General features: G+C 42.6%; 17 protein-coding genes. 10 read left to right on the top strand and 7 right to left on the bottom strand.

Annotation, left to right across the window (positions count from 1 at the left end):
• Positions 1–26 precede the first annotated feature (26 nt).
• The 6 genes from B3Q46_RS08195 to B3Q46_RS08170 form a co-directional block, all read right to left on the bottom strand.
• Positions 27–752, bottom strand: coding sequence for a hypothetical protein (locus B3Q46_RS08195; protein ID WP_286714723.1), 726 nt, complete (start codon positions 750–752; stop codon positions 27–29).
• Positions 753–1,060: 308 nt separating this feature from the next.
• A complete protein-coding gene (locus B3Q46_RS08190; protein ID WP_034702140.1) occupies positions 1,061–1,843 on the bottom strand; it encodes a thiazole synthase in 783 nt (260 codons plus the stop codon).
• Between the two features lie 17 nt (positions 1,844–1,860).
• Positions 1,861–2,058 (bottom strand): sulfur carrier protein ThiS, encoded by a 198-nt coding sequence (gene thiS, locus B3Q46_RS08185; protein ID WP_262736287.1) that lies wholly within the window; start codon positions 2,056–2,058, stop codon positions 1,861–1,863.
• Between the two features lie 39 nt (positions 2,059–2,097).
• Positions 2,098–2,463: a DUF423 domain-containing protein gene (locus B3Q46_RS08180; RefSeq protein ID WP_262736286.1), complete on the bottom strand. Its 366-nt coding sequence runs from the start codon at positions 2,461–2,463 to the stop codon at positions 2,098–2,100.
• A gap of 137 nt (positions 2,464–2,600) precedes the next feature.
• The gene (rpoH, locus tag B3Q46_RS08175; RefSeq protein ID WP_004782464.1) at positions 2,601–3,470 is read right to left on the bottom strand and encodes an RNA polymerase sigma factor RpoH; all 870 of its coding nucleotides are present in this window, start codon (positions 3,468–3,470) and stop codon (positions 2,601–2,603) included.
• 141 nt (positions 3,471–3,611) lie between these two features.
• Positions 3,612–3,845: a sulfurtransferase TusA family protein gene (locus B3Q46_RS08170; protein WP_175968201.1), complete on the bottom strand. Its 234-nt coding sequence runs from the start codon at positions 3,843–3,845 to the stop codon at positions 3,612–3,614.
• 384 nt (positions 3,846–4,229) lie between these two features.
• Here B3Q46_RS08170 and B3Q46_RS08165 point away from each other — a divergent pair, with 384 nt between their 5' ends.
• Positions 4,230–4,445, top strand: a complete 216-nt coding sequence (locus B3Q46_RS08165) for a cold-shock protein (protein ID WP_004782461.1) — start codon at positions 4,230–4,232, stop codon at positions 4,443–4,445.
• Positions 4,446–4,541: 96 nt separating this feature from the next.
• Positions 4,542–5,693: an ATP-dependent RNA helicase RhlB gene (rhlB, locus tag B3Q46_RS08160; protein WP_262736284.1), complete on the top strand. Its 1,152-nt coding sequence runs from the start codon at positions 4,542–4,544 to the stop codon at positions 5,691–5,693.
• 62 nt (positions 5,694–5,755) lie between these two features.
• Here the strand turns inward: rhlB and B3Q46_RS08155 are convergent, their stop codons facing one another.
• Positions 5,756–6,133, bottom strand: a complete 378-nt coding sequence (locus tag B3Q46_RS08155; protein ID WP_034170065.1) for a hypothetical protein — start codon at positions 6,131–6,133, stop codon at positions 5,756–5,758.
• 265 nt (positions 6,134–6,398) lie between these two features.
• Between B3Q46_RS08155 and B3Q46_RS08150 the strand changes: the two genes are divergently transcribed.
• From B3Q46_RS08150 to purF, 8 genes are all read left to right on the top strand, one after another.
• On the top strand, positions 6,399–6,977 hold the full coding sequence (locus B3Q46_RS08150; protein ID WP_262736283.1) for a nitroreductase family protein: 579 nt from the start codon (positions 6,399–6,401) through the stop codon (positions 6,975–6,977).
• A gap of 33 nt (positions 6,978–7,010) precedes the next feature.
• Entirely contained in the window at positions 7,011–8,084 is a 1,074-nt protein-coding gene (locus B3Q46_RS08145) for an NAD(P)H-dependent glycerol-3-phosphate dehydrogenase (RefSeq protein ID WP_262736282.1), read from the top strand.
• 73 nt (positions 8,085–8,157) lie between these two features.
• Positions 8,158–8,613, top strand: coding sequence for a SixA phosphatase family protein (locus tag B3Q46_RS08140; protein WP_005235080.1), 456 nt, complete (start codon positions 8,158–8,160; stop codon positions 8,611–8,613).
• A gap of 30 nt (positions 8,614–8,643) precedes the next feature.
• Positions 8,644–9,786 carry a type II secretion system protein GspL gene (gene gspL, locus B3Q46_RS08135; RefSeq protein WP_104426267.1) on the top strand — a complete coding sequence of 381 codons (1,143 nt, stop codon included), beginning with the start codon at positions 8,644–8,646 and terminating at the stop codon, positions 9,784–9,786.
• Complete coding sequence (gene gspM, locus B3Q46_RS08130) at positions 9,786–10,265, top strand: type II secretion system protein GspM (protein WP_005235083.1); 480 nt, start codon at positions 9,786–9,788, stop codon at positions 10,263–10,265. Before gspL ends, gspM begins: the two co-directional genes overlap by 1 nt.
• Before the next feature lie 90 nt (positions 10,266–10,355).
• Positions 10,356–11,357, top strand: coding sequence for a quinone-dependent dihydroorotate dehydrogenase (locus tag B3Q46_RS08125; RefSeq protein WP_262736281.1), 1,002 nt, complete (start codon positions 10,356–10,358; stop codon positions 11,355–11,357).
• Between the two features lie 5 nt (positions 11,358–11,362).
• Positions 11,363–11,944, top strand: a complete 582-nt coding sequence (locus B3Q46_RS08120; protein ID WP_262736280.1) for a CvpA family protein — start codon at positions 11,363–11,365, stop codon at positions 11,942–11,944.
• Between the two features lie 24 nt (positions 11,945–11,968).
• Positions 11,969–13,504 carry an amidophosphoribosyltransferase gene (gene purF, locus B3Q46_RS08115; protein ID WP_004782444.1) on the top strand — a complete coding sequence of 512 codons (1,536 nt, stop codon included), beginning with the start codon at positions 11,969–11,971 and terminating at the stop codon, positions 13,502–13,504.
• Positions 13,505–13,593: the final 89 nt, after the last annotated feature.

Genomic DNA, 13,593 nt, shown 5'->3' with positions numbered 1-13,593 from the left:
ATACTTTTTGAAACACCACCTTAATTTTATTTGAACTCTTGTGGCTGATTAAATTGAACCTGTTCAAATTTTAGTGCGTAGCGATGTTTTAAGGTGGACCATTGAACTTTGACAGGTTGTGTCTGTTCTGTAAATTCATTTTCATCTGTTGTAGTTTTTACCTTGCCTGTTAAAAAGTTAATGCTTCGTGCTGTACTCTCACCCGTGGCACGGTGAAAATCATCTACATCATAGCCGATCAGCTTAAAAGCATTATTTTGGTATCGGAATGTATAAGTATGATTGGTGACATACCATGAACCACAGCTTAGCCAGTAATGTAAATGAACCCGAAGTACACCTTTTTGAATGCTTAAGGCTTCGGATTCACCAAGTGGATCAGCGAGACAAGGTGATTCAACATCACCTTCGTTTGGCAAAGTAGTATTGCTAGCTGCAAGTTGATAACCATTTTCTTGCTTGAATAAAATCAAAAGTTTTCGTTTGTTGGTATTCAGAACATGATTGCCTACACCTGCATTTGCAACAAGGTTTTCGGGATTAGTATCTTCAATAATCAGCGCGAGATCTGCTTGACCGTCCTGATTTAAATCGCCTTGCGCTTTTTCTAAAATTTTCCAATTTTTCGGAACAAATGATTGATAGCTTGATTTGGAAGAACTATCTGTCTGAGGTTTTGCACATGCATTTTGTGTAAATGCTATACACAGCAGGGTGCTAAATAGGAAAGGCAGTTTGATCTGATGAAGCATCGGTTTAAATTCCTTTTATTTATAATTTTTTTTGATGGTCAAAGCTGAGTAATAAGTTTAGCCAACAAGGTTAAGTCATTTCTTTGAATATTAGATAGATATTTATGGTGAACTGTAAAGCTTTTTATAAATTCAACTATGGGGATTTGAAGTTCTATTCAAATTTGTCTAAACCAAGAAGTGAATTTTTAATATTTAATTTTCAAAGTTGACCTGGGTATCTAAATTTAAAAGTTCAGGAGTTTGCTAGAAACTCCTGAACAGATCGACATGATTTAAATAATTTTTTAGGCCTCTAGTCTCGATTATTATTTAAAGAAATAACCGGTTTCAGGTGAGCTGGCATTGGCCATGCGTTTGCGTGGCATACGACCGGCCAGGAATGCTTCACGACCAGCTTCAACCGCTTTACGCATCGCAGAGGCCATTAAGACCGGATTTTGTGCTGCTGCAATCGCCGTATTCATTAGTACGCCGTCACAGCCCAGTTCCATGGCAATCGCTGCATCACTGGCTGTACCGACACCCGCATCAACCAGCACAGGCACTTTGGCATTTTCTTTAATGATCGAAATTGTATGTGGATTCAGAATCCCCAGACCTGAACCGATCAGGCTACCCAAAGGCATGATTGCTACGCAGCCCATACTTTCCAGTTCTTGTGCTACGATCGGATCATCTGAGGTATAGACCATGATTTCAAAACCGTCATCGATCAGGGTACGCGCTGCTTTCAAGGTTTCAGTAATATTTGGATAAAGAGTCTTTTCATCACCCAGAACTTCCAGTTTTACCAAGTTATGACCATCCAGCAGTTCACGTGCCAGCATACAGGTGCGTACTGCGCTATTGGCATCAAAACAGCCCGCAGTATTTGGCAAAATGGTGTATTTTTCTGGTGGAACCACTGAAAGCAGGTTCGGTTGGTCTGGATGCTGACCAATATTTACCCGGCGAATAGCAACCGTTACAATTTCTGCACCGCTGGCCTGAATGGCCTGATCTGTTTCATTTAAATCTTTATATTTGCCTGTGCCTACTAAAAGACGAGACTGGAATTGGCGTGAACCGATCTGTAATAAATCTTGCATAATTGTTCCAAGTGTTATTAGCCGCCACCGACTGCGTGAATAATTTCTATTTTGTCTGCTTCGCAAATGGGTGTTTCACCCAATCTGCTTTTAGAAATAATCATTTCATTGACCTCAACTGCAAAGCGCTTACCCTCAAGCTCCAGACTTTGAACCAGTTCCAGCAGGTTCTTGCATTGAGTTTCTTGTTGTTCGCCATTGATATATACCAGCATCTTGGCAACCCTCCATGATTATTGATTAAAGCATCAGACCTATTTGAGGTATTTTACGGCATTCCAGGCCAGAATTAACCAGCCAGCAATCATTAAGGCACCACCAATTGGCGTAATTGCACCTAAACCGCGCGGCAGACCTAGTGCCATGATATAGAGTGAGCCACAGAACAGGAAAATCCCCGCCTGAATCAGGAGAAAACTCCATTTGATTGGCAATTCAGGAATCACTCGGCTGATCACTGCCAGAATAAGTAAGCCAAGAGCATGGTAGAAGAAATAATCTGTGGCCGTTTGCCACCAGGTCAACTGTGCTTCAGTCGCTCGAGTCTTTAAACCATGGGCACCAAATGCACCGAGCATGACCGCAAGCGCAAGATTCAGTGCTGAAATCGCAATCCACATTTGAATTGATCTTCTCAATAAAGTTTGCGCTTAACCTTAGCATAAAAGCCAAGGCTGAAACACGGCATTAAAAGACAAAAGAAAGCCTTCATATATGAAGGCTTTCTTTAAGATTAGTAGCTTATTAATTCGACACATTAATTAGAAGACATTGCCACTTTGATTTTTTCCATTGCATTCTTTTCAAGCTGACGAATACGTTCGGCGGAAACATTATATTCAGCTGCCAGTTCATGCAATGTTGATTTTTCATCATCCAGCCAGCGACGCTGCAAGATATTACGAGAACGGTCATCAAGCTGTTCCATCGCTTCATGCAGGGCAGAGGTACTTTGTTCCTCATAGTCTTCATTTTCAATCAGACGTGCCGGATCATAACGGTTGTCTTCCAGATATAGTGCTGGAGCAACGTGAGTTGAATTTTCATCATCATCGTCACCTGATGCTTCAAATGCCGCATCATAAGCCGTCAATCGGCCTTCCATTTCCAGAACCTGTTCTGGCGTTACATTCAGGTCATTGGCAATCGACTGGGCTTCTTCAAGCGTTAACTTTTTAGAAGACTTTTTCAGGCTACGTAAATTGAAGAACAGTTTACGTTGCGCTTTAGTAGTCGCAATTTTGACAATACGCCAGTTACGAATTACATATTCATGAATTTCAGCTTTGATCCAGTGCACCGCAAATGACACCAGACGTACGCCCATACTAGGGTCAAAACGCTTAACGGCTTTCATCAGGCCAAGGTTGCCTTCCTGAATCAGGTCACCTTGAGGCAGGCCATAACCCGCATAACTACGTGCAATATGGACTACGAAACGCAAATGAGACATGACTAGCATTTTTGCTGCGTCCAGGTCTTGGTCGTAATAATAGCGTTCAGCCAACTCTTTTTCTTGTTCGGCCGTTAAAATAGGAATTTGATTGACAGTGCTAATATAAGCACCAAGATTGACACCTGGCGCCGATAATGACAGGGGCATCAATTGATTGCGGCTGTCACTCATGTGTTCTCCTTGAAGTGCGGGGGATTTAACCCTTAACTAGGTTTTATCTTAATCCAAACTCTCCTCAAATAATGGATATTTGGGTAGAGAAATGTAAACTTTTATACGAGTATGGAGAGCATCCAGTTTAATTGAAAATTTTTAAGATTCAATCAGGTAGTGATACTCAGTTGCAGAAATCTGTTGAGATTCGCATTTTAACTGATGCATTTGGCAATATCGTGTAACATCAGTTTGACTATGTGGATCAGATGACTTTAGCAAGAATGTTTTGCCCTGATCTGCTTTTAATGCACGCTTTAACATCAGGAGCGGCATCGGACAGGGTTTACCCATGGCATCTATAATATGCGCTTGACCGTGGTTATCACTCATTTCCGTTTTATTCATATCGCAAAAAAAAAGGCTATAAATATTAGCAAATAGGATGCCAAAACCCAACTATTTGGCTAAAAAGTTACATGAAATAATATATATAATTTTTCTGATATATATTGTGAAAAAAATAACTAAATCAAAAGGAACAAAGCTAAAAAATATCTATTAATTGTCATAAACCCATGTTAAGCTCATTGCGTATTTAGGATTTTAGATAAACAAATTGATTGTTTTTCGCCCTATACACAATGGATGTAACCGGGATCTTGTTAATAGTTTTACAGAATGATTACAAGCTTAAAAATAATATTTTCAAACTTGTTTGCTCTGCTGTTTGCAACACCGGGTGGTCCTTTTTTTAGTATCAATGAGGATTAACTTATGACAGCTGCTCGTGAACAAGGCGTAGTTAAATGGTTCAACGACACTAAAGGCTTCGGCTTTATTCAACGCAACGGCGGTGATGACGTATTCGTTCATTTCCGTGCTATTCAAGGCGAAGGCCACCGTTCACTTCGTGACGGCCAACGTGTTGAATTCAGTGTAGTTAAAGGCCAAAAAGGCTTCCAAGCTGAAGAAGTTCAACCATTAGACTAATCTTCGGATTAAGCTAATAAACGCCCCAATATAAATTGGGGCGTTTTTTGTTTATACTATTCCATCTTAGTGATTATCAAATTAGAGCAGTGCTTTATGTCATCTGGTTTTGAAACCTTAAATTTACATCCCCAACTGAAAAAGGCAATTGATGCTTTAGGCTTTACGTCGATGACGCCGATTCAGCAGAAGGTTTTAAAATTCACCTTGGCAGGACATGATGCTATTGGTCGTGCACAAACGGGTACGGGTAAAACTGCCGCATTCCTGATTAGCGTGATTAATGACTTGCTGAACAATCCGGTAAAAGAACAGCGTTATCGTGGTGAACCGCGTGCTTTGATTCTGGCACCGACTCGTGAACTGGCATTACAGATTGAAAGCGACGCGCATGAGCTGACCAAGTTTACTGACCTGAGTGTGGTAACACTTCTGGGTGGTGTAGATTTTGACAAGCAAAAAGCTCAATTGGATAAAGCGCCAGTCGATATCATGGTAGCAACGCCAGGGCGTCTGATTGACTTTGTCGAGCAAAAAGAAGTTTGGCTAGACCAGATTGAATTCCTAGTGATTGATGAAGCCGACCGTTTACTAGATATGGGCTTTATTCCATCAGTAAAACGTATCGTGCGTTTCTCGCCACGTAAAGAACAGCGCCAGACGCTGATGTTCTCTGCAACCTTTAGCTATGATGTTTTGAATCTGGCACAACAATGGTTATTTGAACCGGTGACTGTTGAAATTGAGCCGGAAAAGAAAACCAATGCCGACGTTGAACAGCGTGTGTATATGGTCGCGAAGGCAGATAAATATAAATTGCTGCAAGACATTCTGCGTGATGAACCGATTGAGAAAGTCATGATTTTCGCTAACCGTCGTGATCAGGTGCGTAAGCTGTATGATCATTTAAAACGTGATGGTTATAAGGTGGTGATGCTGTCAGGTGAAATTGCTCAAGACAGACGTCTGAAAATGTTAGACCAATTCAAAAATGGTAAACATAACATCATGATTGCGACAGACGTTGCCGGTCGTGGTATTCATGTAGACGGCGTATCTCATGTGATTAACTTTACTTTGCCTGAACAGTCAGATGATTATGTACACCGTATTGGTCGTACCGGTCGTGCGGGAACGCGTGGTGTAAGTATCAGTTTCCTGGCGGAAGATGATGCGTTCTATCTGCCAGAGATTGAAAAAGCAATTGGACAGAAATTACCGCTGACCCGTTTGGAAGGTTATTGCTAATCTAAATTGCAAAAAAAAACCGCTCTTAAAGAGCGGTTTTTTATTGTTGCACATGTTGAAGCTTATTTAGCTTCACAACGGAACGTTAAAACAGTCTGATAATCATCATTCTGGTTCAATCCGGTATTGGTGCCGGCAATATTGCCTAATACAGTCGCAGCAGCCTGAATCATTTGTCCAGTCTGTTCATCGACTACACCTTTTAGTGCACCATCATAAGAAGTTTTTTCATCCAGAATAATCGCAGTTGCTTTGGAGCCACAGGTTTTGCTGGCTGCATTCACTGCATTATTTTTAGAGGTTAACTGGTTTTTACCTAATCCTGTTACTTCAAACTGATTATTTTCCTTTTGAACCGCCACTGAAGTTGGGTTAGATGCACAGGCAGTTAAAAGTAGAGCTGAAGCTGCTAATCCGCTGATCGCAATTGTTTTTTTCATCATAAAATCTCGCTTGAAAACAGAATTGGGAATATTGAAACACAGTAAAAAGCACAGAATTAGGAGCTGTTGTATAAGTTTGGCAATTATTGATGTCGCTCTATAAGAGAAAAGTGAATGAAAGAGACATTTTATTGATTCCATAGAAAATATTGTAATCTTCCTTAAATATTTTCAAGGTAAAGGCTATTGCAAGTTTCTAGAGTATTGTTAGTGGAATATGCTAATCTTGACCGTAGTTTTTAAGTTATAGATCTATAAAGCAATGACGGAATCTGTGGTCGACATCGTTCATCAAAATATTCACCAACGTCAATCAATAGGGCATTTGCTGGCACCTGCACCGAATGCAGAGCAGTTAGAGCTGGCATTTAAAGCTGCTTTGACAGCACCAGATCATCACCGATTGAAGCCTACCACTTTTGTGATCATCCCGGATGCGCAACGTGAAGCATTTGGCGAACTATTATCACAAGCACTGATAGATCTGGGTCAAACTGAATCAGCTCAGATTGAACGGGTCAAAAATCATCCTTTTCGTGCACCTTTGCTGGTACTGGCATTAACCCGTTTGCAGGATCATCCTAAAGTGCCACATTTTGAACAGATTCTGAGTTCAGGTGCCGCTATTCAAAACTTCCTGCTGTCTTTACAGGCTCAAGGTTTTTCAACCATGTGGCGTAGTGGCGCAGTGGTAGAATCAAAATTTTTCAAGCAGTCGCTCGGCATTGGTAAAGATGATCTGGTTTCTGGCATTATCTATATCGGTATGGCAGCAAAAGCGATTGCACCACGTGCTGAAATCCAAACTCAGAATTATGTAAGTTATTGGAATCAAAACTAAGGCATTTCAAGACACAGGATATTAGAAAACAAGATGTCAGAATTAAATTTTACCGATTTGATTGAACCGGTTGCGGTCAACCAGAATACAGCTTTAAGAATTACAGTTTTAGGCGGTGGTAGTTTTGGTACTGCAATGGCCAATACCGCGGTTCGAAATGGCTGCGATACCATGATCTGGATTCGTGACCCGGAAGTAGCTGAAGATATTAATGCAACACATATCAATAAGCGCTATCTTCCGGATTTTAAGCTGGAAGAAAATCTGCTTGCTGTGTCCGATCTGGAGAAGGCTGTTCGTGATCGCGATATTATTCTAGTCGCGATTCCAAGCCATTCTTTCCGTGATGTATTGCAGCAGATCAAGCCTTTTATCACATCTCAAGCGGTGATTTCCCTGACAAAAGGGATTGAAGCCAATACTTTCAGCTTTATGAGTGACATCATTCGTGAAGAACTACCGGAAGTGCCTTATGGTGTGCTGTCTGGTCCAAACCTGGCCAAGGAAATTGTCGCAGGACAGCCGGCAGGTACGGTGATTGCCAGTGAATCTGAACTGGTACGTTATGCAGTGCAACAAGCACTCCATAGTGCGTTATTCCGTGTTTTTGCCAGTGATGATGTACATGGCGTAGAACTGGGCGGTGCACTGAAAAATATTTATGCGGTCGCAATGGGAATGGCGGCTGCCTATAATGTTGGTGAGAATACCAAGAGTATGATTCTGACCCGTGCTCTAGCGGAAATGAGTCGGTTTGCAGTCAAGCTGGGTGCAAACCCGCTGACTTTCCTTGGGCTTTCAGGTGTAGGTGATCTTTTTGCCACCTGTAATAGTCCGCTAAGTCGTAACTATCAGGTTGGTTATGCATTAGGTAAGGGTAAAACCCTAGAGCAGGCGACGACTGAACTGGGGCAGACGGCAGAAGGGATTAACACGATTGTGCAGGTAAAAGCACGCTCAGAAGAGCTGGATGTGTATATGCCGATTACAACTGCTTTGTATGAAGTGATCTTTGAAGGAGCGCCGCCGCTGACGATCGCTTTATCCTTGATGAAAAATGGTCATCGCAGTGATGTCGAATTTGTCTTGCCACATCATCAAGTCTGATCTATAACACAAGAAGCACGATGATTATGATGCTGACTGATGATCGTAACGACCAAATAAATAGGGAAATAAGATGCAACTGACTTTAGTGCGACATGGCGAAGCCGCGCCACCAGTGAATGGGAATGATACCAAGCGTCCCCTAACGGAGCGCGGGCATCAACAGGCGGAACAGACAGCGCAGTATTTAAGGGACATCATTAAACCGGAGGTGTTTGTGGTCAGTCCTTTATTGCGTGCGCAGGAAACTCTGGCGCATTTACAGCACTATTTTAAAGATGTACCCGTGGTGATCTGTAATACCATCAAGCCTGATGATGATGCCAAAGTTGCAGTTGAATGGTTATCGCAGTTGCCGTATGAGTCCATTGCGGTGGTTTGTCATATGAATGTAGTGGCGCATATTGCCTCCATTCTCGTGACTGAGTCTTTCCACCCATTTCATTTGTCAGAAGCACGTATTTATGATCAGGCCGTGATTGCACCAGGCTTATCAACACAAGTTAAAAGCTTTATTCCAACAGTATAAAAAACCAATTAAAACGGTAGAACACAATCGATGTTGTATTTATGGATGCCGGAAGCCAATGGGGTTTGGCAATGGTCAAAGGGGGAATTCTGGAGCACTGCTGCGACACTCGAGCAGCTGATTCAGGATATTCAGGCCTATCATGGTGAAGAGGCGACGGTCTTTTTTCCAAGTCGTCATGTGCAGATTTTGCAGCAGACTTTGCCAAAGAGCCAATATAAAAAAATGGGCAATGATGGCATCAAATATCTGTTAGAAGAATATGTAGTACTGCCTGTCGATACCATGAAAGTGCTGCATCATTTTCAGCAGCCTGATCAGATTAGTATTCTGGGGATTGCAAATTCTACAGTTGAAACTTTGCAGCATGCCCTGAATTTGATTCCTGTTAAAGTCGCTGCGTTATTGCCAGACTTTCTGGTTTTGCCAGTGCCTGAACATGCGCAGCAGCGCGTTATTGCACAAATCAGTGGGCATCTGCTGGTACGTGAAGCTGAATATATCGGACAGTCAGTGGATGATTTGAGCCTTTATCTGGATTTTCAGCCCAAAGATCTGGAATATCAGGTCAGCAATCTCAGCCCTGAACAAATGAGTAGTCTGGAAGCTGTGGCAACACGTGAACAATTAAACTCGTTCGAATATACGTTGCCAATGCTAAAAAAACCGAAACAGCATCCATTTAATATCCTGCCAAAGGGTAAATCGGATCATACTGTTTCTGGTTACTGGAAAGCCTGTGCGGCGGTTTTTCTTGGGATTCTGGTATTGCAGTTCACTTACGATGCGGTGCGCTGGTACCAATATAAAAAAGTCGCCAATACCACTGCGATGCAGGCTATTGACCAGTTTAAATACTGGTTCGGACAAAATTATCCGGTCACTGAGCAGAATATTAAAAGCCAGTTCGAAGCTCAGCTTCGTCAAAGCCAGACCGCAGACACTCAGGCCTTACAGCTCATCAGCCGAGTCGGGCCGGTACTAATGCAAAACCAGATTGTGGCACAGCGCGTCAATTATGACCCGTCAGGATTGAGTCTACAATTACAGTCCAATTCATCTGAAAGTTTAAATACTTTAACCAAGCAACTAGGGCAGCAGGGCTTTAAAGTGGAATTGGGGAATATACAGGCGAATGGAACAGGCGTCGTAGGACTGGTGAAAATACAATAATGAAAGCCATTGAAACCTTACAGAACCGTATGGATCTGCAAATCGAAAAACTGACCGATTATCTGGATCGTTTGTCAGCACGTGAACGCATTCTGGTGATCTTTACAACGATCTTTGTGTTGGTGACCGCTGTTGCAAGTGCACTCTGGGCGATGCATCAGGCAGCAGATACCCAGCAGAAACGTTTAAATGATCTAAAAGATACGCTGGTCTGGATGCAAAGCAATGCGGTTACCATGAAGCCGGCAGGAGACTTGCAATTAGATGCAGCAGAAAAAGTGCAACGCATTGCCCAGCAACAAGGGCTGTCGATTGCATCACAGCAAATGGATGGAAAAATTCAGTTGATGCTGTCTCACGAAAATTATTCTGTGCTGGCCAACTTCCTGACGCAGCTGGCACAAATGGGGCTAAGTATCGAGAAAATGGAACTAAATAATGAAGCAGGGCAGATTAAATTAACAGCGACTGTGCAATAACTGGTAAAAATAAAGATTTGCAAAGCATGGTTTTTTTGTCAGCCTATGCCTATAATATGCCGACTTAAAAAGCAGTAGACTTTTCTAGATATGTTGTATTCTCTAGCCCGCCCTTTGTTGTTTTCTTTAGCACCAGAGCGTGCACATGAGCTGACACTATCACTATTAAAATCATCCCATAAAATGGGCATGATGCGTCAAAATGTTGCTGTGAAACCTGTGACCTGTATGGGAATCGAATTTCCTAATCCGGTCGGTCTTGCAGCAGGGTTAGATAAAAATGGTGCCTATATTGATGCCTTGGCCAGTCAAGGCTTTGGTTTTATTGAAATTGGTACTATTACTCCACGCCCACAACTAGGTAATCCTCATCCGCGTTTATTCCGTCTTCCGAAAGCCAAAGCGATTATTAACCGTATGGGTTTTAATAATGATGGTGTGGACAAACTGATTGAAAACGTTAAAGCTGCAAAATTTAAAGGTGTACTGGGAATCAATATCGGTAAAAACGCTGATACTCCGGTAGAAAAAGCAGTAGATGATTACCTTATTTGTTTAGAAAAAGTCTATAATTATGCTTCCTATATCACCGTTAATATTTCTTCTCCAAATACCAAGAACCTGCGCAGTTTACAAAGTGGCGATGCACTGACTGAATTGCTGGAAACGCTGAAGAATCGTCAGCTGGAACTGGCTCAGGAACATCAGCATTACGTTCCTCTGGTATTAAAAGTTGCACCGGATCTTGAAGCTGAAGATATTGCCTTTATTGCCAAGCAGTTATTGCAATACAAGATTGATGGTCTGATCGTGACCAATACCACATTGTCACGTGAAGGTGTGGAAGGTCTGGAGCATGCAGAAGAAGCGGGCGGTTTATCAGGCGCGCCAGTCTTTGAGAAAAGCACGGCATGTCTGGCTGCATTTGCAGAGGAATTAAAGGGACAAATTCCATTGATTGGTGTGGGTGGTATTCTTTCAGGTGTGGATGCGCTGGCCAAGAAAAAAGCTGGTGCAAGCCTTGTACAAGTCTATAGTGGCCTCATATATACTGGGCCGGAACTGGTTAAAGACTGTGTAGCCGCGCTTTAAATCCTATGAATGCCATTGATATCTTTCTACTGATTATCTTGCTCATTGGAGGGCTCAACGGTTTGCGCCAAGGATTTATTAAAGCCTTTGCGAACTTAGTGGGATGGATTTTTGCCTTGATTATTGCGGCGAAATATTCAACACTACTTGCGCCCTCAATGGTTGCTCTCAGTACAGATCCAGTGGTACAGAAGATTGCAGCCTTTGCCTTTATTGTTCTGATGATTGTGGTACTGACCTGGATTGTCACCTTTCTGCTCAACCGCATTTTAAAAACCCTGAAACTAGGTCCGTTGAATCGTCTTGCGGGCGGTGTTTTCGGCAGTCTGAAAGGTTTGCTAATTGTTCTGATTACCATGCACGGTATTGGCCCTTGGGTCGAAAGTTCGCCGCACTGGAAGCAGTCCAAATTTATACAGGTCTTATTGCCATATGCGCCTTGGGCAACAGAGCTCTCCAAAGAAGCCGCAAATGGTGCCCTGCAACATATCAAATCTGAAGGGGCACAGAAACCTTCAGATTCCTCATCTGAGCCGGCATCCAAGGCCAAGAGTTCAGATGCGTCAACGAATAATCCTTTTTATTAATCCTAGCTTGTCTGCGAGGTTGCTATGTGTGGAGTAGTTGGTATAGCTGGTAAATCACCTGTTAACCAAATGTTGTTTGATGCATTAACGATGTTACAACATCGTGGACAAGATGCAGCTGGGATTGTGACCTGTCAGGAAGGCCGCCTGTTCCTGCGTAAAGATGTCGGTATGGTACGTGATGTATTCCATACCCGTCATATGCGTGCTTTACAGGGTAATTATGGTATTGGTCATGTGCGTTACCCAACGGCGGGTACTTCAAGCAGTGCCGAAGCGCAACCATTCTACGTAAACTCACCTTATGGGATTACGCTAGCGCATAACGGTAACTTGACCAATGCTGAAGAAATTCATGATGACCTGTTTAAAACTGACCTGCGTCACATGAATACTGATTCAGATTCAGAAGTGCTACTAAACGTACTGGCGCACGAATTACAAAAACGTGGCAAGCTGGTACCAACATCTGAAGATATTTTCCAGGCTGTGACGCGTGTACATGAACGTTGTAAAGGTGGTTATGCTGTTGTTGCGATGATTACTGGTCAAGGTCTGGTAGGCTTCCGTGATCCAAACGGTATCCGTCCATTAATTTACGGTTCGCGCGAAACAGAAAATGGTATGGAATATATCATTGCTTCTGAATCTGTAGCGATTACGGCACTAGGCTTCAAGGTTGAGCGTGATATCGAACCAGGTGAAGCAGTTTTCATTGATTCTGACGGTAACTTTTTTACCCAGCAATGTGCAGCGAATCCAGAATACCGTCCATGTATTTTTGAATATGTGTACTTTGCCCGCCCAGATGCAACCATTGATGGGATCTCTGTGTATAAAGCCCGTCTGAAAATGGGTGAGAAGCTGGCACAAAAAATTCTGCGCGAGTGGGGCGATGAGCACGACATCGACGTGGTGATTCCAATTCCGGATACTTCACGTACTTCTGCACTTGAACTGGCTAATATGCTGGGCGTGAAATTCCGTGAAGGTTTCATGAAAAACCGTTATATCGGCCGTACCTTCATCATGCCAGGTCAGCAACTGCGTAAAAAATCAGTACGTCAAAAACTGAACCCGGTTGAGCTCGAGTTCCAGGGCAAAAACGTTCTACTAGTCGATGACTCGATTGTGCGTGGTACGACTTGTAATGAAATTATTCAGATGGCACGTGATGCGGGTGCGAAAAAAGTATTCTTCGCTTCTGCGGCACCTATGGTGAAATATCCAAACGTATACGGTATTGATATGCCGGCGAAATCTGAACTAATCGCTTCTGAACGTAGTGTAGAAGAAATCCGTGAAATTATTGGTGCTGACCGTCTGATTTTCCAGGATCTGGAAGACCTGAAAGATGCAGTACGTACCAAAAAAGTTCCTCATTTGCGTGAATTTGACTGTTCTGTATTTGATGGTGTGTATGTCGCAGGTGGAATTAATGCTGAATACCTCGATCAATTAGAGCAAAAACGCAGTGATGGCGCCAAAAAAGGCGACAATTTTATTGATGTGAATATTGATGCAGCATCAGTTGATCTGACCGGTGTACGCGAAGTCTAAGCAATTAAAATCATGATGAAAAAGCGGGAATTTCCCGCTTTTTTGTTTTATGATGAGCCCAAGGAAAGACCAGATCAGTTAGGGTGGTA

The sequence above is a fragment of the Acinetobacter sp. UBA2581 genome (genome assembly GCF_002339435.1).
In the GTDB taxonomy this organism is placed as follows: domain Bacteria; phylum Pseudomonadota; class Gammaproteobacteria; order Pseudomonadales; family Moraxellaceae; genus Acinetobacter; species Acinetobacter variabilis.
The sequence above is the reverse complement of the archived record's forward strand: the minus strand, read 5'-3'. Positions and strand labels throughout refer to the sequence as shown.

Coding starts and splice junctions, on each gene's coding strand:
- B3Q46_RS08195 (WP_286714723.1), bottom strand. CDS start 752: ATGCTTCATCAGATCAAACTGCCTTTCCTATTTAGCACCCTGCTGTGT.
- B3Q46_RS08190 (WP_034702140.1), bottom strand. CDS start 1,843: ATGCAAGATTTATTACAGATCGGTTCACGCCAATTCCAGTCTCGTCTT.
- thiS (WP_262736287.1), bottom strand. CDS start 2,058: ATGCTGGTATATATCAATGGCGAACAACAAGAAACTCAATGCAAGAAC.
- B3Q46_RS08180 (WP_262736286.1), bottom strand. CDS start 2,463: ATGTGGATTGCGATTTCAGCACTGAATCTTGCGCTTGCGGTCATGCTC.
- rpoH (WP_004782464.1), bottom strand. CDS start 3,470: ATGAGTGACAGCCGCAATCAATTGATGCCCCTGTCATTATCGGCGCCA.
- B3Q46_RS08170 (WP_175968201.1), bottom strand. CDS start 3,845: ATGAGTGATAACCACGGTCAAGCGCATATTATAGATGCCATGGGTAAA.
- B3Q46_RS08165 (WP_004782461.1), top strand. CDS start 4,230: ATGACAGCTGCTCGTGAACAAGGCGTAGTTAAATGGTTCAACGACACT.
- rhlB (WP_262736284.1), top strand. CDS start 4,542: ATGTCATCTGGTTTTGAAACCTTAAATTTACATCCCCAACTGAAAAAG.
- B3Q46_RS08155 (WP_034170065.1), bottom strand. CDS start 6,133: ATGAAAAAAACAATTGCGATCAGCGGATTAGCAGCTTCAGCTCTACTT.
- B3Q46_RS08150 (WP_262736283.1), top strand. CDS start 6,399: ATGACGGAATCTGTGGTCGACATCGTTCATCAAAATATTCACCAACGT.
- B3Q46_RS08145 (WP_262736282.1), top strand. CDS start 7,011: ATGTCAGAATTAAATTTTACCGATTTGATTGAACCGGTTGCGGTCAAC.
- B3Q46_RS08140 (WP_005235080.1), top strand. CDS start 8,158: ATGCAACTGACTTTAGTGCGACATGGCGAAGCCGCGCCACCAGTGAAT.
- gspL (WP_104426267.1), top strand. CDS start 8,644: ATGTTGTATTTATGGATGCCGGAAGCCAATGGGGTTTGGCAATGGTCA.
- gspM (WP_005235083.1), top strand. CDS start 9,786: ATGAAAGCCATTGAAACCTTACAGAACCGTATGGATCTGCAAATCGAA.
- B3Q46_RS08125 (WP_262736281.1), top strand. CDS start 10,356: ATGTTGTATTCTCTAGCCCGCCCTTTGTTGTTTTCTTTAGCACCAGAG.
- B3Q46_RS08120 (WP_262736280.1), top strand. CDS start 11,363: ATGAATGCCATTGATATCTTTCTACTGATTATCTTGCTCATTGGAGGG.
- purF (WP_004782444.1), top strand. CDS start 11,969: ATGTGTGGAGTAGTTGGTATAGCTGGTAAATCACCTGTTAACCAAATG.